Source organism: Limnohabitans sp. DM1 (assembly GCF_001269385.1).
In the GTDB taxonomy this organism is placed as follows: Bacteria; Pseudomonadota; Gammaproteobacteria; order Burkholderiales; family Burkholderiaceae_C; genus Limnohabitans_A.
The window spans coordinates 1-23627 of the sequence record NZ_CXOO01000062.1 but is presented as its reverse complement, the minus strand read 5'-3'; the positions used below and the strand labels follow the sequence as shown (position 1 = coordinate 23627).

General features: G+C 57.7%; 25 protein-coding genes. 12 read left to right on the top strand and 13 right to left on the bottom strand.

Annotated elements, in window-relative coordinates; all coding sequences use genetic code 11:
* Nucleotides 1–164: 164 nt before the first annotated feature.
* A complete protein-coding gene (locus tag AMM33_RS19985) occupies nt 165–1598 on the bottom strand; it encodes an aldehyde dehydrogenase family protein (protein ID WP_090142999.1) in 1434 nt (477 codons plus the stop codon).
* A gap of 136 nt (nt 1599–1734) precedes the next feature.
* The gene (locus tag AMM33_RS19980) at nt 1735–3804 is read right to left on the bottom strand and encodes a sodium-translocating pyrophosphatase (protein ID WP_090142998.1); all 2070 of its coding nucleotides are present in this window, start codon (nt 3802–3804) and stop codon (nt 1735–1737) included.
* Between the two features lie 215 nt (nt 3805–4019).
* On the opposite strand from AMM33_RS19980, the gene ppa reads away from it, so the two are divergent.
* Nucleotides 4020–4550: an inorganic diphosphatase gene (gene ppa, locus AMM33_RS19975; protein ID WP_090142997.1), complete on the top strand. Its 531-nt coding sequence runs from the start codon at nt 4020–4022 to the stop codon at nt 4548–4550.
* Nucleotides 4551–4718: 168 nt separating this feature from the next.
* On the opposite strand, the gene AMM33_RS19970 is transcribed toward ppa, so the two are convergent.
* Nucleotides 4719–5939, bottom strand: a complete 1221-nt coding sequence (locus AMM33_RS19970) for a GNAT family N-acetyltransferase (RefSeq protein WP_228768270.1) — start codon at nt 5937–5939, stop codon at nt 4719–4721.
* A 4-nt stretch (nt 5940–5943) separates the two neighbouring features.
* On the opposite strand from AMM33_RS19970, the gene AMM33_RS19965 reads away from it, so the two are divergent.
* Together AMM33_RS19965 and AMM33_RS19960 are read left to right on the top strand one after the other, a co-directional pair.
* Complete coding sequence (locus AMM33_RS19965; protein ID WP_090142996.1) at nt 5944–7617, top strand: NAD+ synthase; 1674 nt, start codon at nt 5944–5946, stop codon at nt 7615–7617.
* 35 nt (nt 7618–7652) lie between these two features.
* A complete protein-coding gene (locus AMM33_RS19960; protein ID WP_053175377.1) occupies nt 7653–7991 on the top strand; it encodes a P-II family nitrogen regulator in 339 nt (112 codons plus the stop codon).
* Between the two features lie 94 nt (nt 7992–8085).
* On the opposite strand, the gene AMM33_RS19955 is transcribed toward AMM33_RS19960, so the two are convergent.
* The 6 genes from AMM33_RS19955 to AMM33_RS19930 are packed head-to-tail and all read right to left on the bottom strand — an operon-like array spanning nt 8086 to nt 11375.
* A complete protein-coding gene (locus tag AMM33_RS19955) occupies nt 8086–8694 on the bottom strand; it encodes an LOG family protein (RefSeq protein ID WP_090142995.1) in 609 nt (202 codons plus the stop codon).
* The gene (locus AMM33_RS19950) at nt 8691–9095 is read right to left on the bottom strand and encodes a diacylglycerol kinase (protein WP_090142994.1); all 405 of its coding nucleotides are present in this window, start codon (nt 9093–9095) and stop codon (nt 8691–8693) included. The genes AMM33_RS19955 and AMM33_RS19950 overlap by 4 nt, the downstream gene beginning before the upstream one ends.
* Before the next feature lie 22 nt (nt 9096–9117).
* Entirely contained in the window at nt 9118–9660 is a 543-nt protein-coding gene (locus AMM33_RS19945) for an RDD family protein (protein ID WP_090142993.1), read from the bottom strand.
* Nucleotides 9657–10451, bottom strand: coding sequence for a DUF3106 domain-containing protein (locus tag AMM33_RS19940; protein ID WP_090142992.1), 795 nt, complete (start codon nt 10449–10451; stop codon nt 9657–9659). The genes AMM33_RS19945 and AMM33_RS19940 overlap by 4 nt, the downstream gene beginning before the upstream one ends.
* Nucleotides 10366–10812: a DUF3619 family protein gene (locus AMM33_RS19935; protein ID WP_090142991.1), complete on the bottom strand. Its 447-nt coding sequence runs from the start codon at nt 10810–10812 to the stop codon at nt 10366–10368. Before AMM33_RS19935 ends, AMM33_RS19940 begins: the two co-directional genes overlap by 86 nt.
* Nucleotides 10809–11375 carry an RNA polymerase sigma factor gene (locus tag AMM33_RS19930; RefSeq protein WP_090142990.1) on the bottom strand — a complete coding sequence of 189 codons (567 nt, stop codon included), beginning with the start codon at nt 11373–11375 and terminating at the stop codon, nt 10809–10811. Before AMM33_RS19930 ends, AMM33_RS19935 begins: the two co-directional genes overlap by 4 nt.
* Nucleotides 11376–11687: 312 nt before the next feature.
* Here AMM33_RS19930 and AMM33_RS19925 point away from each other — a divergent pair, with 312 nt between their 5' ends.
* The 6 genes from AMM33_RS19925 to AMM33_RS19900 all read left to right on the top strand — a co-directional run bounded on the left by AMM33_RS19925 (nt 11688) and on the right by AMM33_RS19900 (nt 18871).
* Nucleotides 11688–13451: an acetolactate synthase 3 catalytic subunit gene (locus tag AMM33_RS19925; protein ID WP_090142989.1), complete on the top strand. Its 1764-nt coding sequence runs from the start codon at nt 11688–11690 to the stop codon at nt 13449–13451.
* Nucleotides 13452–13453: 2 nt separating this feature from the next.
* The gene (ilvN, locus tag AMM33_RS19920) at nt 13454–13945 is read left to right on the top strand and encodes an acetolactate synthase small subunit (RefSeq protein ID WP_089953931.1); all 492 of its coding nucleotides are present in this window, start codon (nt 13454–13456) and stop codon (nt 13943–13945) included.
* Nucleotides 13946–13984: 39 nt separating this feature from the next.
* A complete protein-coding gene (gene ilvC / locus AMM33_RS19915) occupies nt 13985–15001 on the top strand; it encodes a ketol-acid reductoisomerase (protein WP_090142988.1) in 1017 nt (338 codons plus the stop codon).
* A gap of 118 nt (nt 15002–15119) precedes the next feature.
* On the top strand, nt 15120–15935 hold the full coding sequence (gene pssA, locus AMM33_RS19910) for a CDP-diacylglycerol--serine O-phosphatidyltransferase (RefSeq protein WP_090142987.1): 816 nt from the start codon (nt 15120–15122) through the stop codon (nt 15933–15935).
* 197 nt (nt 15936–16132) lie between these two features.
* Nucleotides 16133–17671 (top strand): 2-isopropylmalate synthase, encoded by a 1539-nt coding sequence (locus AMM33_RS19905; RefSeq protein WP_090142986.1) that lies wholly within the window; start codon nt 16133–16135, stop codon nt 17669–17671.
* A 120-nt stretch (nt 17672–17791) separates the two neighbouring features.
* Nucleotides 17792–18871: a serine hydrolase gene (locus AMM33_RS19900; RefSeq protein WP_369802482.1), complete on the top strand. Its 1080-nt coding sequence runs from the start codon at nt 17792–17794 to the stop codon at nt 18869–18871.
* A gap of 63 nt (nt 18872–18934) precedes the next feature.
* Here the strand turns inward: AMM33_RS19900 and AMM33_RS19895 are convergent, their stop codons facing one another.
* From AMM33_RS19895 to aat, 3 genes are read right to left on the bottom strand one after another with little or no spacing between them, the layout of a single operon-like run.
* The gene (locus AMM33_RS19895; RefSeq protein WP_090142984.1) at nt 18935–19717 is read right to left on the bottom strand and encodes an IclR family transcriptional regulator; all 783 of its coding nucleotides are present in this window, start codon (nt 19715–19717) and stop codon (nt 18935–18937) included.
* Between the two features lie 43 nt (nt 19718–19760).
* Complete coding sequence (locus tag AMM33_RS19890) at nt 19761–20498, bottom strand: arginyltransferase (RefSeq protein ID WP_090142983.1); 738 nt, start codon at nt 20496–20498, stop codon at nt 19761–19763.
* Nucleotides 20495–21262, bottom strand: a complete 768-nt coding sequence (gene aat / locus AMM33_RS19885; protein WP_090142982.1) for a leucyl/phenylalanyl-tRNA--protein transferase — start codon at nt 21260–21262, stop codon at nt 20495–20497. Before aat ends, AMM33_RS19890 begins: the two co-directional genes overlap by 4 nt.
* A gap of 46 nt (nt 21263–21308) precedes the next feature.
* Here aat and pgeF point away from each other — a divergent pair, with 46 nt between their 5' ends.
* Nucleotides 21309–22175 (top strand): peptidoglycan editing factor PgeF, encoded by an 867-nt coding sequence (gene pgeF / locus AMM33_RS19880; RefSeq protein WP_369802481.1) that lies wholly within the window; start codon nt 21309–21311, stop codon nt 22173–22175.
* Here the strand turns inward: pgeF and AMM33_RS19875 are convergent.
* Nucleotides 22092–22487 (bottom strand): hypothetical protein, encoded by a 396-nt coding sequence (locus AMM33_RS19875; protein ID WP_369802480.1) that lies wholly within the window; start codon nt 22485–22487, stop codon nt 22092–22094. The two genes, pgeF and AMM33_RS19875, sit on opposite strands and share 84 nt — an antisense overlap.
* Between AMM33_RS19875 and AMM33_RS19870 the strand changes: the two genes are divergently transcribed.
* A complete protein-coding gene (locus tag AMM33_RS19870; RefSeq protein WP_090142979.1) occupies nt 22486–22986 on the top strand; it encodes a hypothetical protein in 501 nt (166 codons plus the stop codon). The two genes, AMM33_RS19875 and AMM33_RS19870, sit on opposite strands and share 2 nt — an antisense overlap.
* Before the next feature lie 45 nt (nt 22987–23031).
* Nucleotides 23032–23627 (top strand): helix-turn-helix domain-containing protein (locus tag AMM33_RS19865; RefSeq protein ID WP_194945605.1); only part of this gene is annotated, 596 nt, incomplete at its 3' end.

The window sequence follows — 23627 nt, the reverse complement described above, 5'->3', positions numbered from 1 at the left end:
GCCCCTGAGACGGCATGGTCAAGGATGAAAGGCCGTCACGACAATCCCTCTGTTTCATCGCAAGTCCAATTTTTCCCGTCATTGCGAGCGAAGCGTGGCAATCCAGTCTTTGCGAATCAAATGTCGTTGAAGAGAACCAAGTCCAGTTGGCCACTCGGACGGCCTCAACCATGCTGAATAGCCACGGTTTTTAGGGTGGTGAAGCCCAGCAGCGCTTCCAGGCCTTTTTCGCGGCCGTAACCCGACGACTTGACGCCGCCAAAGGGCAGCTCCACCCCGCCAGCCGCGCCGTAGTTGTTGATGAACACCTGGCCGCTGCGCACGCGTTTGGCCATGCGAAACTGGCGACCGCCGTCGCGCGTCCAGATGCCCGCGACGAGGCCAAACTCGGTGGCATTGGCCAACTCGACGGCATGGTCTTCGTCTTGGAAGGCCATGGCCGAGAGCACTGGGCCAAAGACTTCTTCCTGCGCCAAGCGGTGCATCACCGGCACGTCGCGCAAGAGCACCGGGGCTTGGTAGAAACCACCTGCGGGCACGCCGGGCGCGATCTGGCCTTGCGCCACGGTGGCGATGCCGTCTGCGCGGGCCTGGTCCAGAAAACCGGTCACGCGCTCCAGCTGGCTGGCGCGGATCAGGGGCCCCAGGTCCAGGTTCATGGCGGCCGAGCCCACTTGCAAGCGGCTAAAAGCCTCGCCCAGGCGTTTGAGCAGTGGCTCGTAAATGCCTTGCTGGATCAGCACCCGCGAGCCCGCGCTGCAGGTCTGGCCCGAGTTCTGCACGATGGCGTTGACGATCACCGGAATGGCCGCGTCCAGGTCGGCGTCGTCAAAAATGATTTGGGGGCTTTTGCCGCCCAGCTCCAGGGTGACCGGGCAATGCCGCTCGGCGGCCACTTGCTGGATCAGTGTGCCCACGCGGGGGCTGCCGGTGAAACTGATGTGGTCGATGCCGGGGTGGCGGGCCAGCGCGTCGCCCACCTCGTGGCCGTAACCGGTGACGATGTTCAAGGCCCCGGCCGGAAAGCCGACCTCGGCCGCCAACTGCGCCACGCGGATCAAGCTCAGGCACGCGTCCTCGGCAGGCTTGACCACGCAGGCGTTGCCCGCCGCCAATGCGCCGCCCACGCTGCGGCCAAAAATCTGCATGGGGTAATTCCAGGGGATCACATGGCCCGTCACGCCATGCGGCTCGTGCCAAGTCAAGACGCTGTAGCCGTTTTGGTAGGGCAGGGTGTCGCCGTGCAGCTTGTCACAAGAGCCGGCATAAAACTCGAAATACCGGGCCAAAGCCACCGCGTCGGCCGCAGCCTGTTTGGTGGGTTTGCCGCAGTCGCGCTGCTCCAGTGCCGCCAATTCGCCCGCGTGTTCGGCCACTTTGCGCGACAGCGCCATCAGCAATCGCCCGCGCTCCACCCCAGTCAGTTTCCCCCAAGGACCATTAATTGCGGCCCGCGCCGCTTGCACCGCCTGGTCGATGTCGGCCGCCTGGCTGCGCGGGATCTGCTCGAACACCTGCCCGTCAGAGGGGTCCAGCACGTCGATGGTTTGGCCGGCCAGGGCGGGGGTGGATTGGTTGGCGATGAAGTTTTGTTTCATGGCTTCGATTGTGAACGGGTGGTGGATTTTGAAAATCACCGATGGGACATGGCGCAAGAACGATGGCCGGGGCATGGCCCATGAAGAAGGCTCGCCAAAAGCGAGCCTTCTTCATGAGGTCAAAGGGCCGGTCTCATCAAGTGCCGTGAAACCGCATCACCAGCGGCACGATCAACAGAGCCACGATGTTGATGATCTTGATCAGAGGGTTGATGGCAGGGCCCGCGGTGTCCTTGTAGGGGTCGCCAACGGTATCGCCCGTGACGGCAGCTTTATGGGCCTCTGAGCCCTTGCCGCCGTGGTGGCCGTCTTCGATGTATTTTTTGGCGTTGTCCCAGGCACCGCCGCCGGTACACATGGAAATCGCCACAAACAAGCCAGTAATGATAGTGCCCATCAGCAAACCGCCCAGCGCCTTGGGGCCTAGGATTAAACCGACGAGCACGGGTACCACCACGGGCAACAGGCTTGGGATGATCATCTCTTTGATGGCGGCGGTGGTCAGCATGTCCACAGCCTTGCCGTATTCGGGTTTGGCCGTGCCTTCCATGATGCCGGGGATTTCCTTGAACTGACGGCGCACTTCGACTACCACGCTGCCTGCGGCGCGGCCCACGGCCTCCATGGCCATGGCGCCGAACAGGTAGGGAATCAGGCCGCCAATGAACAGGCCAATGATCACCAGTGGGTCGGACAGGTCAAAGCTGATCGCTTTGCCGTAGGCCTCGAGTTTGTGGGTGTAGTCGGCAAACAGCACCAGCGAGGCCAGACCCGCCGAGCCGATGGCGTAGCCCTTGGTCACGGCCTTGGTTGTGTTGCCCACGGCGTCCAGCGGGTCGGTGATGTCACGCACGCTGCTGGGCAGCTCGGCCATTTCGGCAATGCCGCCTGCGTTGTCGGTGATGGGACCATAAGCGTCCAGCGCCACCACAATGCCCGCCATGCTCAGCATGGACATGGCCGCCACGGCAATTCCGTACAGGCCACCCAGGGCATACGCCGTCCAGATGGCCAGACAGACGAACATCACCGGCCATGCGGTGGAGCGCATGGAGACGCCCAGGCCCGCAATGATGTTGGTGCCGTGGCCGGTGGTCGAAGCTTGCGCGATGTGCCGCACCGGGGCGTATTGCGTGCCGGTATAGAACTCGGTGATCCAGACCAAGGCGGCTGTCAGCAACAGGCCCACGGTGCAGGCGCCAAACAGTTTCATTTGTCCGCCCGTTCCGCCCAGTGCGTTGTCGGGTATGAGCCAGGTGGTGACAAAGTAAAAGGCAATCAAGGACAGCACGCCCGAGATGGCCAGGCCTTTGTAGAGCGCGGGCATCACATTGGTCATGCCCGGTGAGGCTTTGACGAAGAAGCAGCCAATGATCGAGGCGATGATGGACACCGCACCGAGGGCCAGTGGGTACAGCACCGCTTGACCGGGCGCTGCAGAGATCAGCAGTGCGCCCAGCACCATGGTGGCGATCAGCGTGACCGCATAGGTCTCGAACAGGTCGGCGGCCATGCCAGCGCAGTCGCCCACGTTGTCGCCCACGTTGTCGGCGATCACGGCAGGGTTGCGCGGGTCGTCTTCAGGGATGCCCGCTTCCACCTTGCCCACCAAATCGGCGCCCACGTCAGCGCCCTTGGTGAAGATGCCGCCGCCCAGGCGCGCGAAGATGGAGATCAGCGAGGAGCCGAAGGCAAAGCCGATCAGGGGATTGAGCAAGGTCGCCAGATTCTTGTCGGGCGTCAGGTTGCCATTGCCCGTCAGGAACCAGAAAAAGCCGGTGACGCCCAGAAGGCCCAAGCCCACCACCAGCATGCCGGTGATGGCGCCACCCCGAAATGCCACGTCCAGCGCCGGGCCGATGCCTTTGGTCGCAGCCTGAGCGGTGCGCACATTGGCCCGAACGGACACGTTCATGCCGATGAAGCCGCAGGCGCCCGAAAGCACTGCGCCAATCACAAAACCGATGGCGGTGACGCCATCCAGAAACACGCCCATCAAGATGGCCAGCAAGACGCCGACGATGGCGATGGTCTTGTATTGGCGTGCCAAATAGGCCGCGGCACCGGACTGAATGGCCGCTGAAATTTCCTGCATCCGGGCATTGCCGGCATCTTGAGAAAGGATCCACCCTCGGGCCCAAATGCCGTAAGCCACGGCAATCAGACCACAGACGAGCGCCAAAATGAGCGCTGAATTACCTGTCATCGTTTTCTCCTCGATAGTTGTCGCTGAACAGAGGTGCAACGCGCTGGAGGCACCTCCATGGCGTTGCTTCCTCGGTCCCCGAAACCGGAGCACGATTGGCCAACAGTTCATTAAAGAGGCAGAGTCGGCCCGTGCGCAAGGCCTGTGAAAGTAAAATCGGGGTTAATCCCTAGCGATTCCGATTTTTCTTAACTTTTCACAAAGAGACCTGAAAGATGTCCCTCGACAATGTCACCCCCGGCAGCAAAGTGCCCGAAGCCTTCAATGTGATCATCGAAATCCCGATGAACGCCGATCCGATCAAGTACGAGGTTGACAAGGAAACTGGCGCCTTGTTTGTGGACCGTTTCATGACGACCTCCATGCACTACCCGACCAACTATGGTTACGTGCCCCAGACCCTGTCGGGTGATGGTGATCCGGTGGATGTGTTGGTGATCACGCCTTATGCCTTGCACCCCGGTGTTGTGGTGCCCTGCCGCGCACTGGGTATTTTGATGATGGAAGACGAGGCTGGTGTGGATGGCAAAGTGATTGCTGTGCCCACCAGTAAAATTTTGCCGATGTATGACCACTGGCAAGACATTGAAGATGTCAACGCCATGCGACGTAACGCTATTGCACACTTTTTTGAGCACTACAAGGACCTTGAAAAAGGCAAGTGGGTCAAGGTGCTGGGCTGGGAAGGTAAGGAATCTGCCCACAAGGAGATCTTGGACGGCATCGCGGCCTACAACAAGGCTTGATGCCTGATAGGTCGGTGTGCCGACCTGTGGGGGCCTTAGCCCCGTCAACGCCTGCCCGGTTTGCGCCGAGCAGGCTTTTTTCATGGGGTCTTTTTGCGGTGGATCGGTAGCTTCATCCAACATAGGGCCTGTGCGAAGCGGATCGCTGTCAGACCGGAAGGTGTCGCCCTACAAAAGACTTTTCTGTGTTGCCGGTCCAGGCGGTATGTGTTTTTTCAGCGGCGAGTGCTGTTGCAGCGCCTCCTTGTAGTTGTCAATGCCCGCTTTTTCGCGCTCCAGATACCGCGCCACCGCTTCTGAAAACGCCGGGTGCGCCAGCCAGTGGGCGCTGTGTGTGGGCGTGGGCAGCAGGGCGCGGGCCATTTTGTGCTCGCCTTGGGCGCCGCCTTCAAACCGGTTGACGCCATTCTGAATGCACCATTCGATGGGCTGGTAATAGCAAGCCTCAAAGTGCAGGCAGTCCACCCGGACCAGCGCTCCCCAGTAGCGCCCATAAGCCACTTCGGGCTGGCCAGCGGCGTTCAGGTGCAGGCCGATCAGGCTGATGCCCATGGCTTGTCCCTCGTGCTCGGCCACAAAGAGCAGCCAATTGGCGGCCATGTCACGGCGCATGGCGTCGAAAAACTCAGGCTTCAAATAGGGCGCGTTGCCGTGCTCCCAATAGGTTTGCTGGTAGCAGCGCAGCAGCAAGGCCCAGTCATCGCCCGTCATGTCGGGGCCACGCACGGCGCGAAACGTCACGCCCGCCTCCGCCACTTTGCGGCGCTCTTGCCGGATTTTTTTGCGCTTTTCCTGGTTCAGGCTGCTCAAAAAGTCATCGAAGTCGCGCCAGCCCTGGTTTTGCCAATGGAATTGCACCTGGCTGCGCTGCAGCAAACCTGCCGTCTCGCAAGCCTTCAAGTCTTGTGGGCTGCCAAACAGGATGTGCAGCGAGGGGATCTCGTTGGTTTGGCACAAATCCAGCAAGGCGGCCAGCAGGGCTTGGTGGGCGGCATCCGACTCGGCCAGCAAACGGCTGCCAGGCACGGGTGTGAAGGGCGACGCGACCAGGGCCTTGGGGTAGTAGTTCAGGCCATGGCGCTCGTAGGCGTCGGCCCAGGCGTGGTCAAAGACATATTCGCCGCGTGAATGGGTCTTGAGGTAGAGCGGGCAGGCGGCGGCAAGTCTTGGGCCCGTGGGGGTGTCTCGCCACAGACTGAGCACTTGCAGCGTCCAGCCCGTCTCGGGCACGGCCGAGCCGCTGGTGTGCAGGGCTGACAAATAGGCATGCCGCATGAAGGGCGATGGCGCATCCTGCTGGGCGAGCAAGCCGTCCCAGGCTTCAGGCGCGATGCCGCTCAGGTCATCCTCTACCCGGGTGACATAATTCAAGCTCAAATTTTCCAGCACCTGTATGACTCTCCAAATTCGTGTGGCCCAGCTCAACTTTGTCGTCGGTGACATGCCGGGCAATGCCCGCAAAATCATCGACGCCGCCACCTCGGCTTATGCCCAGGGGGCCAGGCTGTTGATCACGCCCGAGTTGTCGATTTGCGGCTATGCGGCCGAAGACCTGCTGCTGCGCCCGGCCTTCATTGACGCCTGTGATGATGCCCTGAAAACGGTGGCCCGCGAACTGGCTGGGTTAAAGGGCCTGCATGTGGTGGTGGGTCACCCCGAAGGTGGTGGCATGCGCACCCGCAGCGTGGCCGTGACGCGCCGCCACAACCGCGCGAGCGTCTTGTGCGAGGGCAAAGTCGTCTGCGCTTACGACAAGCGCGAGCTGCCCAACTACCAGGTGTTTGACGAGCGCCGCTATTTCACACCCGGCAACGGGGTGGGGGTGTTCGAGGTCGAGGGCGTGCGGGTGGGTTTGCTCATTTGCGAAGACGCCTGGTTCGACGAGCCGGCCCGCTTGGCGCGTGACGCTGGGGCGCAGGTGCTGGCGGTGTTGAACGCTTCGCCTTTTCATGCGGGCAAAGGCCCGGAGCGCGAGCAGCGCATGCGCGAGCGCGTGGCTGACAGCGGTTTGCCCCTGGTTTACGCGCACCTGGTCGGTGGGCAAGACGAGGTGATTTTTGAAGGCCGCTCTTTTGCGCTCAATGCCCAAGGCGAAACCGTGGCGCGGGCCGAGGGCTTTCGCGAGGCCGACTTGGCGGTGCAGGCAGCGTTTGGCCAGCAGGGTGTGGACCTGAGCGCTGCACCCGAGTCCTTGGTGCCCATGGCCGGAGCCGACGCCGAGTTGTGGGACGCGCTGGTGTTGGGTGTGCGCGACTACCTGGGCAAGAACGGTTTCAAGGGCGCGATTTTGGGTCTGTCGGGCGGCATCGATTCGGCGCTGGTGCTGGCCATCGCAGTGGATGCCATTGGCGCCGACAAGATCCACGCGGTGATGATGCCCTCACCCTACACGGCCGACATCAGCTGGATCGATTCGCGCGACATGGTCAAGCGCCTGAACGTGCGCTATGACGAAATCTCGATTGCGCCTTTGTTTGATGGCTTCAAGCTGGCGCTGTCGGCGCAGTTCGAGGGTTTGAAAGAAGACACCACCGAGGAAAACATCCAGGCCCGCATCCGCGGCACGCTGCTCATGGCGCTGTCCAACAAGACCGGGGCGATTGTGCTGACCACCGGCAACAAAAGCGAAATGGCCACGGGCTACTGCACGCTGTATGGCGACATGGCGGGCGGTTTTGCGGTCATCAAGGACGTGGTCAAGACCCGCGTGTTCGACCTGGCCCGCTGGCGCAACCTGAATGACCCCTACGGCACGGGCAGCCAGCCGATCCCCGAGCGCATCATCACCCGCCCGCCCAGCGCCGAGCTGCGCCCCGACCAGAAAGACCAGGACAGCTTGCCAGCTTACGAGGTGCTGGACGCGATCATCCAGCGCTATATGGAAAACGACGAGGGTGTGGAAGCTTTGATTGCCGATGGCTTTGAGCGTGCTGATGTGGAAAAAGTCACGCGGCTCATCAAGCTCAACGAGTACAAACGCCGCCAGTCACCTGTGGGCATTCGCGTGACGCACCGCAGTTTTGGCAAGGATTGGCGTTATCCTATGACCAACAAATTCCGCGCCTGAATTCGGGTGCTTTCCATTTTTTGAGGATTTTTTTCATGAAACAGATCACCGCCGTCATCAAACCCTTCAAACTGGAAGAAGTGCGTGAAGCACTGGCCGAATGCGGCGTGACGGGGCTGACGGTGACCGAAGTCAAGGGTTTTGGCCGTCAAAAAGGCCATACTGAGCTTTACCGCGGTGCCGAGTATGTGGTCGACTTTTTGCCCAAGGTGAAGGTCGAGGTGGTCGTCAAGGACGAAGACGTGGACAGCTGTGTGGACGCCATCGTCAAAGCCGCCCGCACCGGCAAGATCGGCGACGGCAAGATTTTTGTGACTTCGGTAGAGCGCGTGGTGCGCATCCGCACGGGCGAGCAGGACGAAACGGCCATCTGATCAGACGGTAAGTGCATGGCCTTGAATGGCCACACGGAAATCTATGAGGATGTAAAGAAGGGTGCGCTGACTGCTGTCTGGCCCTCAAAGTCGATCAGAGCAATTCGACTTTTGCCCGTGGAGAAAAGCCCGCTTTTTGCACCAAACTTTGCAGCAGCAGTCCGGCCTCGGTGCCCACGGACACCAGCTCGGTCTGCCAATGCCCCATGAAGCCTTGCTCGACCACTTGGCCAATGAAAGCCATCAAACCGTCGTAGTAACCGTTGCTGTTGAGGATGCCCACGGGTTTGTCGTGGTAACCCAGCTGGCGCCAGGTCCAGACTTCAAACAGCTCTTCAAACGTGCCGATGCCACCGGGCAGCGCCAAGAAGGCATCGGCTTTCTCGGCCATGAGTCGTTTGCGCTCGTGCATGGTGTCCACAACATGCAGTTCGGTGCAGCCGTGGTGCGCCCATTCCTTTTCGACCAGGGCCGTAGGGATGATGCCTACCACGGTGCCGCCTGCGGCGAGGGTGGCTTCGGCGACCAGGCCCATCAGGCCATTGCGGCCGCCGCCATAGACCAGTTGGCCGTCATGCTGGCCAATCCAGGTGCCCACTTGGACGGCGATTTGGGCAAATTCAGGCGAGTTGCCGGGTTTGGAGCCGCAGTAAACGCAGACCGAAAAGGCCGGCGATGTGCCCCGGGTGTAGTTCCCGGTCATGACAAGCGCTGCCAAAGCGCAGCCATCCAAACGCCAGCGCACATCAGCAAGCTGAGCAGCACCGCAGCACTGCCCATGTCTTTGGCACGTTTGGACAGGTCGTGCCATTCCGGGCCGATGCGGTCGATGGCCGATTCGACGCTGGTGTTGAGCAACTCGACGATCAGGACCAGCATGACCGTACCGGCCAGCAAGGCCCTTTCTACCCAGTTTTGCCCCAGCCAAAAAGCCAAGGGCACCAGCCCCATGGCCATGATGGCTTCTTGGCGAAAAGCGGTTTCTTCCCAGCCTGCACGCAGGCCCTGGATGGAGTAACCACCGGCATGCAGGATGCGAGTCATGCCTTTGCGCGCTTTTTGCGGGTTGACGACGTTGGTCGATGGCGATGTGGACTCTTGCATATCGGTGGCAATAAAAAGCGGGTCAAGGTGCAGCGGTGATCAGGCGCGTGCCCGCGAAAACGTCGTGCCAAAACTGACCTTGGGGGTGAAAGCGGCTGAGTACGCACCAAATGGCCACCCAGCCGAGCGTCAAGACCATCAGCTCAATCACGGAAAAACCCAGCGCATAAGAAACAGCAAGAGGGGGGATAAACCAAAGCCAACTGGCCAGGTAGCGTTTGAATGCGGTTTTACGGCTGATTTTTCGACCGGCTTTGTCCACGATTTGAATCCGCCAGGTTTTCATGGCCAGGGTCTGCCCACGTCGCCACATCCAGATGAAATACAAGGCCAGCACCAAAAAGCTGCTGGCCTGAAAGCCAGACTTGAATTGGGGATGAAGGTTCATGTCACCGGGCGCCAGTCCTGTCAGCCAATAAGCGGCCACAAAATACACCAGGCCCGAGGAGACGAGAACACCAAACAGCAACATGCCCTCATACAGCCAACAAGCCATGCGGCGGGACAATGAAGGCGCGATAAAAGGACAGATGGGTGATAAGGCGTCAGTGGCGTTGGGCGTCATGAAGGCGATGTTTCTGTGTGAGGGCGCACGCTGTCCAAAGGCGTCTCGGAAGAGGAGGGCGTTGGCGCCTGAGGGGGTATCGTCAACGCTGGCGGCAGGGGTAAAAGTGTTTTTCGATCAATGCTGGTGGAAGTCGCAGCTCGGGACGAGTCCAGGGGCGTGACGCGGGTTTGCACCACGCGATGTGGCTCGGGAGGTTTGGCCGTGCGGGCCGCACTTTTTCCTGGCGAAGTAGATGCGGTTGAGAGTTGACGTTTTTCGTCAGCAGACAGTGCCTGATAGGCTTCCCATTTGGCTTTTTTGTCTTCTTTTGGAAGGTTTTGCAAGCTGTTGAAGTTAAAACGGGCCACATTGCGCTGCTCTGGACTCAGTGCCACCCAGTCAGCCATTCTGGCGTGCATGGTGGATTGTTCGGCCGCCGACAGTTGGAAAAAATTGTGGGAGATCGTCAGCCATTTACTCTGTTGTTGGGCGGTCAGGGTGCCCCATTGCACCCCCAAAGGAGCCAGTGCTTGTTTTTGTCGCGGTGTTAATTGCTGCCAGCTGGCGGAGGGTGTTTGAGCTCCGTTTGGGGTGCTGTTGATGCCTAGCTTTTGGGGTGCTGGATAAGTTTGTGCCGTGGCTGCGGCCATGCTGGCCACAAGACACAAAGCACTGCCCAAGCGACAAAGAGAGCCAAAGGTATGGACAAAACAGTTGTGCATCTCAATCATGTGAGGCGCCGGAGTGGAGCCCTTGTTTGAGGAATTGAATAAAACCTGTGTCCGTATAGGCGTCCGGTGGAAGATCATCAGTGAGAAGCGCTGAGTCGATGGCTGCAATTTCAGAAGTGAGATTGTCTTGTTGTATCCATTGAATGGCCATCAATCCGAGCAGTAAAGCCAGCAAGGGCAGGGCCGAGGCCAGAATGCTCCAGAGGTTAAGTCCTTCGTCAGGCGACGCCGTCAAAGTGCTGTTGCTGTTGATTTGCTGGGCTTTGATCAGTCGTGTTTGGAGCTGGGGTTTGCGTTGCGCCAGGGCGCTTAAACGTGCCACCCGCAAGCGCTCGCTGATTTCATGGGGGAGTCCGGGTGTGGCCAGCGTCAGTTGGGCAGAGAAATGTCGGCCCAAAATGTCCAGTTCCAGTTCGTTCAATGTATTTTGGGTTTTCATGGTCGGATGCCTTGGGTTGCCAAGGTTTTACTCAATGCGTGAATGGCGCGAGAACAATGGGTTTTGACACTGCCTTCAGAGCAGCCCATCATGGCGGCTGTTTCAGCAAGGTCCATCTCCTCCCAATAACGCAGCAGGAAGGCTTCCCGTTGACGTGCAGGTAGGCTCATGATGGCTGTTTCGATGTGTTCAAGGGTCTGAAATCTGCCAATCCAATCTTCGGCGCTCTCGGCTAAGCCGTGTTCCGTTGCGTTGGAAGTGACCTCCAAAAGATCAAAGTTGCCATCCGCATCATCCGAGCCAAATTCACTGAGGTTGCTGAATATGGCTTTGCGGGTTTTTTGTCGTCGGAACCAATCCAACACGGTGTTGGACAAAATTCTCTGAAACAACATCGGCAGTTCTGAAATAGGCTTGTCCCCATAACTGCTGCACAGCTTGATCATGCTGTCTTGCAAGATATCCAAGGCAGCATCTTCGTCCCGAACATGGTAAAGGGCGCGCTTGAACGCCTTTTTTTCCACGTTTTTTAGAAAATCTGAGAGTTCAGAGTCGGATGCCAACTTGGTTTGGAGCAGTCGCGCCAGCGGTGCTTTTTCTATGTATACAAAAAATGCCAGGAACTTCGGGGTAATCCCTGATCACAGACCTTGAATTATGGCATTGCCCATGGTTTGTCTCCACCAGCTTGAAAAATGACGAAAGACAAGTGCGATAATGTGGGATTGCAATTGAAAAAAAGCAAACGGATCACCGTCCGGCACTTTTACAGTTTGGTGCCCATGTCTGTGGTCTTAAGTCCCAAAGCCACTTCACAAGAGTCGAGCCCAGGGGCACCCAAGGTTTTTCGTTAGAGAAATTCACAAAGGTTGAATATGGAAATGAACAAGGCTGATGCAGCCAATACTCCTGTGGGCGCTCAAGAATTGCGCGGTGCAGAAATCCTCGTCAAAGCGCTCCAAGCTGAAAACGTGCAGTACGTCTGGGGTTACCCTGGTGGTGCCGTGCTTCACATTTACGACGCTTTCTATAAGCAAGACACCATTCAGCATGTCCTGGTGCGTCACGAGCAAGCAGCCGTGCACGCGGCTGACGGCTTCGCCCGTGCCACGGGCGAGGTGGGTGTGGCGCTGGTCACTTCGGGCCCCGGTCTGACCAATGCCGTGACCGGCATCGCCACCGCTTACATGGACAGCATTCCCATGGTCATCATCAGTGGCCAAGTGCCTACTGCGGCCATTGGCCTCGATGCTTTCCAGGAATGCGACACCGTGGGCATCACCCGCCCGATCGTGAAGCACAACTTCCTGGTCAAAGACGCCAAGGACATGGCCGAGGTCATGAAAAAAGCCTTCCACATTGCCCGCAGCGGCCGTCCTGGCCCTGTGGTGGTGGATGTTCCTAAGGATGTGTCTTTCAACAAGACGCTTTTCACCGGCTACCCCGAGTCGGTGGAGATGCGTTCTTACAACCCGGTGCGCAAGGGTCACGGCGGTCAGATCCGCAAGGCTTTGCAGTTGTTGATGTCGGCCAAGCGCCCATACATCTACACAGGCGGTGGCGTTTTGCTGAGCAATGCCAGCGCAGAGCTGCGCGCCCTGGTGGACATGCTCAACGTACCGGTCACCAACACTTTGATGGGCTTGGGCGCTTTCCCGGCCACCGACCGCCGTTTCCTGGGCATGCTGGGCATGCACGGCACGCTCGAAGCCAACAACGCCATGCAAAACTGCGATGTGTTGTTGGCCGTGGGCGCGCGGTTTGACGACCGGGTTATCGGCAACCCCAAGCACTTCGCTTCGGTGGACCGTAAGATCATCCACATCGACATCGATCCGTCCAGCATCTCCAAGCGCGTCAAAGTCGACGTGCCAATTGTGGGCGACGTGAAAGACGTGCTGACCGAACTCATGGGCATGATCCGCGAGTCTGGCCAAAAGCCCGATCCACAGGCCTTGGCCCAGTGGTGGGAAACGGTTGAAGGCTGGCGCAAACGCGATTGCATGAAGTACGACAACAGCAATACCCAAGTGATCAAGCCCCAAAAAGTCATCGAGACCTTGTGGGACATGACCAAGGATGCCGACGCGTACATCACATCCGATGTGGGTCAGCACCAGATGTGGGCCGCTCAGTACTACAAGTTCAACGAACCACGCCGCTGGATCAATTCGGGCGGTTTGGGCACCATGGGCGTGGGCATTCCTTACGCCATGGGCATCAAGTTGGCCAAGCCGGACAGCGAAGTGTTCTGCGTCACGGGTGAAGGCTCGGTGCAGATGTGCATTCAGGAACTCTCGACCTGCCTGCAGTACAACACGCCCATCAAAGTGGTTGCCCTGAACAACGGTTATTTGGGCATGGTGCGTCAGTGGCAGGAGATTGATTACTCCGGTCGTTACAGCCACAGCTACATGGATGCATTGCCCAACTTCGTGAAGTTGGCAGAAGCCTATGGACACGTCGGCATCTTGGTTGAAAAACCAGAAGATGTGGAGCCTGCCTTGCGCGAAGCCCGCAGACTCAAGGACCGCACGGTTTTCCTGGACATTCGCACGGACCCGACTGAAAACGTGTTCCCGATGGTGCAGGCTGGCAAGGGCATCACCGAGATGCTCATGGGCGTGGAGGACCTGTAATCATGAAACACATCATTGCTGTACTGATTGAAAACGAAGCGGGTGCTTTGTCCCGCGTGGTGGGCCTGTTTTCGGCCCGTGGCTACAACATCGAGTCCTTGACCGTGGCCCCGACCGAAGACCCCAGCCTGTCGCGCATGACCATCCAGACCACGGGGTCGGACGACGTGATTGAGCAAATCACCAAACACTTGAACCGCCTGATTGAGGTGGTCAAGGTCGTGGACCTGACCGAAGGCGCTTACACCGAGCGCGAGCTGATGCTCGTCAAAGTGCGTGCTGTGGGCAAGGAACGCGAAGAAATGAAACGCATGGCCGATATCTTTCGCGGCCGCGTGATTGACGTCACCGACAAGAGCTACACCATTGAGCTCACCGGTGACCAGTCCAAGAACGACGCCTTTTTGGAGGCGATCGACCGCAGCGCCATTTTGGAGACCGTGCGCACGGGTGCGTGCGGTATCGGGCGCGGCGAGCGCATCCTGCGCGTCTAAACCCACTCATTGAACCTGTTTATTCCTAAGGAGAACCCTGTGAAAGTTTTTTACGACAAAGATTGTGATCTGAGCGTCATCAAGGGCAAGACCGTTGCCATCATTGGTTACGGCTCGCAAGGCCACGCACACGCCCAGAACCTGAACGACAGCGGCGTCAAAGTGGTCGTGGGTTTGCGCAAAGGCGGCGCATCGTGGGACAAAGTCGGCAAAGCCGGCTTGACCGTGATGGAAGTCAACGACGCTGTCAAGGCTGCTGACGTGGTCATGATCTTGTTGCCCGACGAGCAAATCGCCGACGTGTACAACAACAACGTGGCCCCCAACATCAAGGCTGGCGCTTCTTTGGCGTTTGCCCACGGCTTCAACGTGCACTACAACCAGGTCGTTCCCCGCGAAGACCTGGACGTGTGGATGGTCGCACCCAAGGCCCCCGGTCACACCGTGCGCAACACCTACACCCAAGGCGGCGGCGTGCCCCACCTGGTGGCGATTCACCAGGACAAGAGCGGCAAGGCCCGCGCTTTGGCCCTGAGCTACGCCATGGCCAACGGTGGCGGCAAGGCCGGCATCATCGAGACCAACTTCAAGGAAGAGACCGAGACCGACTTGTTCGGCGAACAAGCTGTTCTGTGCGGTGGCGCTGTTGAGCTGATCAAGATGGGCTACGAGACCTTGGTGGAAGCCGGTTACGCCCCTGAGATGGCTTACTTCGAGTGCTTGCACGAGTTGAAGCTGATCGTGGACCTGATCTACGAAGGCGGCATCGGCAACATGAACTACTCGATCTCGAACAACGCTGAATACGGCGAGTACGTGACAGGTCCAGAGGTCATCAACGAGCAGTCGCGCGAAGCCATGCGCAACGCCTTGAAGCGCATCCAGACTGGCGAATACGCCAAGATGTTTATCCTGGAAGGTCGCACCAACTACCCCAGCATGACGGCTCGCCGTCGCTTGACTTCCGAGCACTCCATTGAAGTCGTGGGCGCACAATTGCGCGCCATGATGCCTTGGATCGCCAAGAACAAGCTGGTTGACAAGACCCGCAACTGATCTGGCCCTTGGGCAAGATGGGAAAAGGCCACTCAGGTGGCCTTTTTCTTGGGCGCTGGGTCTGCCTTAAACTCGGCTGACATGGGATGGATCCAAAAAACCGCAACAGGAATGGACGATGAGCAAAACCAACAACACCGCTGAAGACGCAGACGGCCCAGCGCCGGTGCGCAAGCCCTCCAAGGGCATTTACATGCTGCCCAATATGATCACTTTGGCAGCATTGTTTGCGGGTTTTTATGCCATCGTCATGGCCATCAATGGCCGTTTTGACTTGGCCACCGTGGGCATCTTCAGTGCTATGGTGCTCGACAGCCTGGACGGCCGCGTGGCCCGCATGACCAATACACAAAGTGCTTTTGGCGAGCAGATGGATTCGCTGTCGGACATGGTGTCTTTCGGCGCTGCGCCTGCCTTGATCGCCTACGTTTGGACCCTGAAGGAGCTGGGACGCTGGGGCTGGATTGCGGCTTTTGTCTACTGCGCTTGCGCGGCCCTGCGCCTGGCCCGTTTCAACGTCAACACGGGCGTGGTGGACAAGCGTTATTTCCAGGGCCTGCCTTCGCCAGCGGCAGCGGCTTTGGTCATGGGTTTTGTGTGGATCATGTTTGAAAATGCCGTGCCCGCCAAAGCCGTGTCCTGGGGCATGTTTGCCGTGTGCCTGTTTGCGGGCCTGACCATGGTGACCAATGTGCCGTTTTACAGTTTCAAGGACATGCACATGAAAAAGAGCGTGCCGTTTGCCACGCTGGTGCTGGTGGCTTTGGGCATTGCGGCCGTCAACATCGACCCCCCCACCGTGTTGTTCGGCTCGTTTGTGGCTTACGGTTTGAGTGGTTACGTGATTTACGTCTGGCGCAAGGCCAAAGGCCAGCCCACCAGCATGATCAGCACCTCCACCGACGAGCCCGATGAACGGGGCCTGCACCAGTGATGTCCACTGCACGACAGTTCGGGTTTTGAACTGTGCTACAGTGTTTGTATGAAATTTTCTTTGTTTGCACTACTGCTAGCGCCCCTCGGGCGGGATGTGTAGCGCACGCAAACATTTTCCCAAAAGGCCCGAATGCCATCCGCATCGGGCCTTTTGCATTTTTGCTTGGACTTGCGGGTTTTTGACCAGGAGTGAACATGACTGACAAACTGATTATTTTCGACACCACATTGCGTGACGGCGAGCAGTCGCCCGGCGCTTCCATGACCCGCGACGAGAAGCTGCGCATTGCCCGCCAGCTGGAGCGTCTGCGCGTGGACGTGATCGAAGCCGGTTTTGCCGCCAGCTCCAATGGTGATTTTGAGGCCGTCAAAAGCATTGCCGACGCGATCAAGGACTCCACCATTTGCTCCTTGTCGCGTGCCAACGACCGCGACATCTCGCGTGCGGCCGAGGCCCTCAAAGGCGCCAACAGCGGCCGCATTCACACCTTCATTGCCACCTCGCCCCTGCACATGGAAAAGAAGCTGCGCATGACACCTGACCAGGTGTTTGAGCAAGCCAAGCAGTCGGTGCGTTTTGCTCGCAATCTGGTGGGTGATGTCGAGTTCAGCCCGGAAGACGGCTACCGCAGCGACATGGACTTTTTGTGCCGTGTGCTCGAAGCGGTGATTGCCGAGGGTGCCACCACCATCAACGTGCCCGACACCGTGGGTTATGCGGTGCCTGAGCTGTATGGCGAGTTCATCCGCACCCTGCGTGAGCGCATCCCCAACTCCGACAAAGCGATTTGGTCCGTTCATTGCCACAACGATCTGGGCATGGCCGTGGCCAACTCCTTGGCGGGCGTGAAGATCGGCGGCGCACGCCAGGTCGAGTGCACCATCAACGGTTTGGGTGAACGTGCGGGCAATTGCTCGCTCGAAGAAGTGGTCATGGCCGTCAAGACGCGGCGCGACTATTTTGGCCTCGACATCGGCATTGACACCAGCCACATCGTGGCCGCCAGCCGCATGGTCAGCCAGACCACCGGTTTTGTGGTTCAGCCCAACAAGGCGGTGGTGGGGGCCAACGCCTTTGCCCACGCCTCAGGCATTCACCAGGATGGCGTGCTCAAGGCGCGTGACACCTACGAAATCATGCGTGCCGAGGACGTGGGCTGGACCACCAACAAGATCGTGCTGGGCAAGCTGAGCGGCCGCAACGCATTCAAACAGCGTTTGCAGGACTTGGGCGTCACTTTGGACAGCGAGACCGAAATCAACAACGCCTTTGCCAAGTTCAAGGAACTGGCCGACCGCAAGAGCGAGATCTTTGACGAAGACATCCTGGCCCTGGTCAGCGACGAGAGCGTGACGGCTGAAAAAGAGCAATACGGCTTTGTCTCCATGTCTCAGCACAGTGAGACCGGCGAGCGGCCCCACGCTTCGGTGGTGTTCACGGTGGCCGGCAAAGAGGTGCAAACCCATTCCGATGGCAATGGGCCGGTGGACGCCTCACTCAAAGCCATTGAGTCGCACATCAAGAGCGGCGCAGAGATGGTGCTGTATTCGGTCAACGCGATCAGCGGCTCCACCGAGAGCCAGGGCGAAGTGACCGTGCGGTTGCAAAACAGTGGGCGCGTGGTCAACGGGGTCGGTTCTGACCCCGACATTGTCGTGGCCTCGGCCAAGGCGTATCTCAGTGCACTCAATAAACTTCACAGTAAGGCAGACAGGGTGGCAGCACAGGGGTAATTGAATTCTTTTTGGGTAATTATTGACTTCAATAAAGTCGCGCAAGTTATTGTTCTTGCGCGACTTTTTTATTTGAGTAAACTCTGGGGCACAATCGCCATATTCATATTTCAGACAATGCTGCCCATGTTGTTCAAATCAGCTTTTTTTGTTTTTTTGCCAATACGAGGTTTTTCCGCGCTGGCCGCAAGTTGTTTGAGTTTGGCCATGATTTCGCCTTTGATGTCTCAGGCCCAAACTCAACAAAAAACATTCAAAAAACAGGCAGTCACTGCTAAAAAGGCAGCGGTCAAACCGGTTAAAAAGCTCAAGTTCAATGGTGCCACTCGCAAGAGCTTGGTATCTGCTCGTGTTGCAGCTGCGCCTTTGAAAGTGTCGTATGGGCAAATGGCAGGTTTGCACAGCACTGCTGACCCGTTGGACTTGCGTTCCAGTGTGGCGTTGGTCATTGATCAGGACACTCAGGAAGTGTTGTTCCGCAAAAATGATCAAGCAGTTTTACCCATTGCGTCCCTGACCAAATTGATGACAGGTTTGGTGATCTCTGACGCCGATTTGTCGATGTCAGAGATGATCACGATCACCCAGGACGATGTCGATACCGAAAAAGGCAGCTCCTCACGTTTGGCCGTTGGTACCTTGCTCAGCCGTGGTGATTTGTTGCATTTGGCCTTGATGTCCAGTGAAAACAGGGCGGCTCACGCCTTGGGGCGCACTTTTCCGGGAGGCATGGATGCCTTTGTGGCACGCATGAATGCACGGGCCAGAACCTTGGGCATGTTCGATACACGTTATGTAGAGCCCACGGGCTTGTCCAGCCGAAACCAATCCAGTGCCAAAGACCTCGCTGCCTTGGTGGCTGCGGCTTACAAGGAGCCTGTACTGCGTGAGTTGTCGACCTCGCACGGTCGAGAAATTGAGGTGGGTCGTCGCACACTGCAGTACAACAACACCAACCGATTGGTCAAAAACCCCGAGTGGGATATTGGCTTACAGAAGACAGGCTACATCTCCGAGGCAGGGCAATGCCTGGTCATGCAGGCACAAGTGGCCGGGCGCAAATTGATCATGGTGTTTCTCGATTCCGCAGGAAAGCTCAGTCGCATAGGCGATGCTGAGCGCGTACGCCGATGGGTTGAACGCTCACCCGGCCTGTCGCCAATCAAGCATTCAGCCTTGGACAACCGTTTGCCAGGCTAGTTTTTTTTAGGTTGGAATGTCAAAAAGGCCCTTTGGGGCCTTTTTGAATGGGGAGTTCAAGTCTCAACGATTGGCGTCATAGCCCAAAGTGGCAGAAATCTCACGGGCGGTGGCTTGCAGTTTGGGTAGCCAGCCTTCGTCCAGACGGTCAGCGGGCGCAGAAATCGACAGGCCGGCCAGCAACTTGCCTTGGTCGTCATAGATGCCAGCGGCAATGCATCGCACACCCAGTTCGAGTTCTTCATTGTCACGCGCAATGCTGTATTGCTTGACCCGTGCCAACTCGCGTTCAAGCACCGGCAATTGCGTGATGCTGTTGCGTGTTTGGCCGGAAAGGCCCGTTCTTGTGGCGTAAGAGCGAACGCGAATGGGGTCGTCTGCCGCTAAAAACAGTTTGCCCACTGATGTCAGATGCAACGGCGCCCGTCCACCAATGGCGCGAACAACCTGCATGCCTGATCGTTCGCTGTAGGCGCGCTCGATGTAGACGATTTCATCGCCTTGGCGCATGCTCAGATTGACGGGTTGCTGGATCAATTTATGCAATTCGCGCATGGGCGTAAGCGCTGCATCACGAACGTTCAAGCGGCCTTTGACCAGATTGCCCAACTCCAGCAGACGCATTCCTAGTCGATAGTTGCCCGCTTCCGGGCGGTCCACAAACCGTCCGGTGGCCAAATCATTGAGTATGCGGTGTGCGGTGGACGGATGAAGGCCCGTTTTCTCGCTGATCTCTTTGAGTGAAATGGCTTCTTCGCGGGAGGCCAACACATCAATCAGACAGAAAATGCGTTCTACCACTTGAATCGTGGGCGTCTGAGTCAGGGTGGTGTCTTTTTTCATCATGTGAGCAGAGTACAACATCCATTTTACACTGTGAAAAATGGACTCAAAACATGGCTTGCCATGTGCCTTCGAGCCGGATTTCGCAGGGCCTGAAGCGTGATTTGTAATTCATTTTGGGGCTTTTTTCGATCCAGTACCCCAGATAGACATAGGGCAAGCCCAGCTGCGCGGCTTGCTGGATTTGCCAGAGTACGCCATAGGTGCCATAACTGGCTTGATCACCGGGCTCATAAAACGTGTAGACCGCAGACAAACCATGGTCCAGGATGTCCACGATGCTGACCATTTTCAGTGCGCCCCATGTTCCATCCAGGGTCGGTTCACGAAATTCGACCAAGCGCGTATTGATGCGACTTTGCAGCAAAAACTGGCTGTACTGATCGACGTTGTCCTGGTCCATGCCCCCGCCCACATGGCGGGCGTTTTGATAGTTCAGGTACAGGGCATAGTGCTCGGGGTCAAACTGCAAATCCCGAACGCGAACTTGTAAATCAGCATGGGCTTTTGCTGCGCGTCGCTGGCTTTTGTCGGGTTTGAAAGCTTGCACATTCACCCGCAATGGCAAGCAGGCCTGGCAGCCGTCGCAATAGGGTCTGTAAGTGAACATGCCGCTTCGACGAAATCCTTGCGCCACCAAATCCGAATACACCTCGGTGTGAATCAGGTGACTGGGTGTCGCTACTTGGGAACGGGCAGAGCGGTCCGCCAGATAACTGCACGCATAGGGCGCGGTGGCATAAAACTGCAAGGCTTGCAAAGGCAGGTCTTTGAGATGGGTCACCGCGTCTTCTCCAGTGCCATCAAGGCAGACCATTGGAGCGTTTGCGTCGCCCAGTCAATGTTGGGTTTGTGCTGTTCTTGGGTGATCAAACGGATGAATTCTGCGCGTGGAATTTCCCTGCCTCCCACGGATGCCAGGTGCCGGGTGTTTTGCTGGCAGTCAATGGCAGGCAAGCCATGTTGCAGGCACACGCTGACCAAGGTGGCCAGTGCCATCTTGGATCCATCGGTCACCGTGGTGAACATGGATTCACCAAACACGGCATGGCCAAGCGCCACGAAATACAAGCCTGCAACCAACTCGCCATGCAGCCACACCTCTGCGCTGTGTGCATGACCGAGCTCGTGAAATTCCTCGTAAGCGGAAATCATGGCCGGCAAAATCCAGGTGCCTTTTTGGCCGCTCCGAGGCGCTTGGCTACAGCGGCGAATGACTTGTCCAAAATCCCGGTCAAAGCTCAGTTCGAACCCCGGTAGCCGCCACCAATGCTGGAGGGTTTTTCGTAAGGATCGGTGGCATCTGAATTCGCGTGTATGCAAGACCATGCGCGGGTTCGGACTCCACCAAAGCACAGGCTGGCCCTGGCTGAACCAAGGAAAAATGCCTTGGCTATAAGCTTCGTGCAGGCGTGATGGGCTTAAGTCTTTGCTGGCGGCCAAGAGTCCGGGTGCTGGTGACTCGGGCCCCCATGCACAAGCAGCCCAAGGTAGAGCTTGGTTGGGCTCGATCCAAGGCAATTCGGGGGCGTGGGCATCTGTGTCCATGTTCGGGATTACACAATAAAAGTGGACGGGTGAATGTTCAGTGAGTATGCGTGCGTATTTTTCGGCTTATGCTTTTCATACTCCGGGTCTTGCGGAGTTTTCTGGACATTCCATGGTGCGCACTCATTTTGATTCTCACATTCCGCCCAGCTGGTTGAGACCGCAGTGGCCTGCACCTCCCAACGTGAAGGCCATCATGACCGATCGCCATGGAGGGGTCTCTGCCGCACCATGGGACAGCATGAATTTGGGCGACCACGTCGCTGACTCATTGGATGATGTGGCGCAAAATCGAGCGCTTTTGACCCAGGCCATAGGCCTTGAGCCTGTTTTTTTGAAACAAGTGCATGGCGTAGATGTGGTTTGGCTGGATGGCGAAAACCCCCAAGGCCAACAGGCTGACGCGTGCATCACCGATCGCACGGATGTGGCTTGCACCATCATGGTTGCTGATTGTTTGCCAGTGCTCATGTGTGATGCCGCTGGTCAGTGGGTGGCCGGCGCACATGCCGGCTGGCGAAGTCTTGCAGGGGAGAGCGGCGATGGCATTTTGGAGCGTGTGCTGCAATCCGTCCGGCCACGTCGTCCGGCGGATATTTTGGCCTGGCTTGGGCCGTGCATCGGGCCGCAGGCATTTGAAGTGGGCGCAGAAGTGATGGCGGCATTTTGCAAAAACGATGACAGCGCTCAAGCTTGTTTTCGTGCCCACGGGCAGGGCAAGTTCTTGGCTGATTTGGCGGGTTTGGCCAAAAGGCGCCTTCAGCGCATGGGCATCACGCAAATTTTCGGTAACAACAGCCTGCCAGACTGGTGCACGGTGTCGCAAGCATCACGTTTCTTTTCTCACAGAAGGGACAGTCGGCTCTTGGGGCAAACCGGTCGAATGGCTGCCTGCATTTGGCTGGACCGGTGATGCCGCGGCTTCGCCAGGTGTGGCGTCCCGCAATTCTTGCCGCTGGATTGCCTTGCGCCGCAAGGGCGTTCCAGCCAAATAAACCACCAGTGACATGGGCAGCAGGCCGTACAACAAGAAAGTCACAATGGCACCCAGCACGGTTCCCTGTGTACTAAAAGCCTCAGCCAAGCTCATCAGCAAGGTGACGTAAAGCCACGCAATCACGATCAAATACATTTTGTTTGCAACTTGTAATTTAGGCGACATCAAATTGAAAGATACTCGATTCATCGGAAGCCAAAAATTCGTGAATTTCAGGAGACATCCCATGAACGCATCTTCCCCCGAATTCTGGACCCAAATGAGTCAAGGGTTTCAGCAAAACCTCAGCAAAAGCTGGGGTCAAGCCATGCAGCATTTTCAGACCATGGATTTGGGTGGGCTGCCAGCCGGCACGTCTGAGGGCGCTGCGCAACTGAAATTTTCTCCCGAAAAGCTCAAGGATTTACAAGGTCAGTACTTCAAAGATGCCACTGATTTGTGGAATCAAAGCCTGAGCAACAGTTTGCAAGTCAAAGACCGTCGTTTTTCGGGTGATGCGTGGACCTCCAACCCTGTGGCGGCGTTCAATGCGGCCACTTACCTGCTCAATGCCCGCACCCTGATGGGCCTGGCCGATGCGGTGGACGCCGATGCCAAAACACGCTCACGCATCCGCTTTGCCATTGAGCAGTGGGTGGCCGCTGCATCGCCCAGCAACTTTTTGGCCTTCAATGCAGAAGCGCAAAAGAAAGCAGTTGAAACAAAAGGTGGTTCTCTTGAAATTTGAGTGGGTAAGCTTCTGCCATATTGATCAACTTTTGAGCGTGAATTGATGACTGCCAAGCTGTTTGAATCTGCCCTGGGCATCACTGACCCGTGGTGCGTTGCCTCGGTTGAGTTCGACGAAGGTGCCAAGACCTTGACGATATTGATTGACTTCAAAGTCGGCAGTCGCTTTGCAGTCTCGGGTCACGATGGGCTGCATGGTGTGCACGACACGGTGGCCAAGACGTATCGGCACCTGAACTTCTTTCAACACGAGTGCCATCTGCAAGTTCGCACGCCTCGCGTGAAACTTCCCAACGGTTCGGTGCGGTTGGTCGAGCCTGATTTTGCCGGGCGACTTAATGGCTTCACCTTGCTGTTTGAAGCCTTCATTCTGATGCTGTCTGGCCAGATGCCATTTGCCGCCGTCTCGCGTCTTGTCGGGGAGTCGCCGCACAAGGTTCTGGCCGTGTGCGAAAAGTATGTTGAGATGGCCTGTGGCTTGGCAGATCACTCGGATGTCACGGCACTGGCGATTGATGAGACTTCGCGTGCCAGGGGACACAGCTACGTCACGCTGGCCGCTGATGCCGTTGCCAGGCGCGTGTTGTTTGTAACCGAAGGGCGCGATGCTAAAACCATCAAGGAACTGGCGTCCTACCT

Bases quoted from the DNA above. Each gene is read 5' to 3' on its own strand.
- AMM33_RS19985 (WP_090142999.1), bottom strand. From the start codon at position 1,598: ATGAAACAAAACTTCATCGCCAACCAATCCACCCCCGCCCTGGCCGGC.
- AMM33_RS19980 (WP_090142998.1), bottom strand. From the start codon at position 3,804: ATGACAGGTAATTCAGCGCTCATTTTGGCGCTCGTCTGTGGTCTGATT.
- ppa (WP_090142997.1), top strand. From the start codon at position 4,020: ATGTCCCTCGACAATGTCACCCCCGGCAGCAAAGTGCCCGAAGCCTTC.
- AMM33_RS19965 (WP_090142996.1), top strand. From the start codon at position 5,944: ATGACTCTCCAAATTCGTGTGGCCCAGCTCAACTTTGTCGTCGGTGAC.
- AMM33_RS19960 (WP_053175377.1), top strand. From the start codon at position 7,653: ATGAAACAGATCACCGCCGTCATCAAACCCTTCAAACTGGAAGAAGTG.
- AMM33_RS19955 (WP_090142995.1), bottom strand. From the start codon at position 8,694: ATGACCGGGAACTACACCCGGGGCACATCGCCGGCCTTTTCGGTCTGC.
- AMM33_RS19950 (WP_090142994.1), bottom strand. From the start codon at position 9,095: ATGCAAGAGTCCACATCGCCATCGACCAACGTCGTCAACCCGCAAAAA.
- AMM33_RS19945 (WP_090142993.1), bottom strand. From the start codon at position 9,660: ATGACGCCCAACGCCACTGACGCCTTATCACCCATCTGTCCTTTTATC.
- AMM33_RS19940 (WP_090142992.1), bottom strand. From the start codon at position 10,451: ATGATCTTCCACCGGACGCCTATACGGACACAGGTTTTATTCAATTCC.
- AMM33_RS19935 (WP_090142991.1), bottom strand. From the start codon at position 10,812: ATGAAAACCCAAAATACATTGAACGAACTGGAACTGGACATTTTGGGC.
- AMM33_RS19925 (WP_090142989.1), top strand. From the start codon at position 11,688: ATGGAAATGAACAAGGCTGATGCAGCCAATACTCCTGTGGGCGCTCAA.
- ilvN (WP_089953931.1), top strand. From the start codon at position 13,454: ATGAAACACATCATTGCTGTACTGATTGAAAACGAAGCGGGTGCTTTG.
- pssA (WP_090142987.1), top strand. From the start codon at position 15,120: ATGAGCAAAACCAACAACACCGCTGAAGACGCAGACGGCCCAGCGCCG.
- AMM33_RS19905 (WP_090142986.1), top strand. From the start codon at position 16,133: ATGACTGACAAACTGATTATTTTCGACACCACATTGCGTGACGGCGAG.
- AMM33_RS19895 (WP_090142984.1), bottom strand. From the start codon at position 19,717: ATGATGAAAAAAGACACCACCCTGACTCAGACGCCCACGATTCAAGTG.
- aat (WP_090142982.1), bottom strand. From the start codon at position 21,262: ATGGACACAGATGCCCACGCCCCCGAATTGCCTTGGATCGAGCCCAAC.
- pgeF (WP_369802481.1), top strand. From the start codon at position 21,309: ATGCGTGCGTATTTTTCGGCTTATGCTTTTCATACTCCGGGTCTTGCG.
- AMM33_RS19870 (WP_090142979.1), top strand. From the start codon at position 22,486: ATGAACGCATCTTCCCCCGAATTCTGGACCCAAATGAGTCAAGGGTTT.
- AMM33_RS19875 (WP_369802480.1), bottom strand. From the start codon at position 22,487: ATGGGATGTCTCCTGAAATTCACGAATTTTTGGCTTCCGATGAATCGA.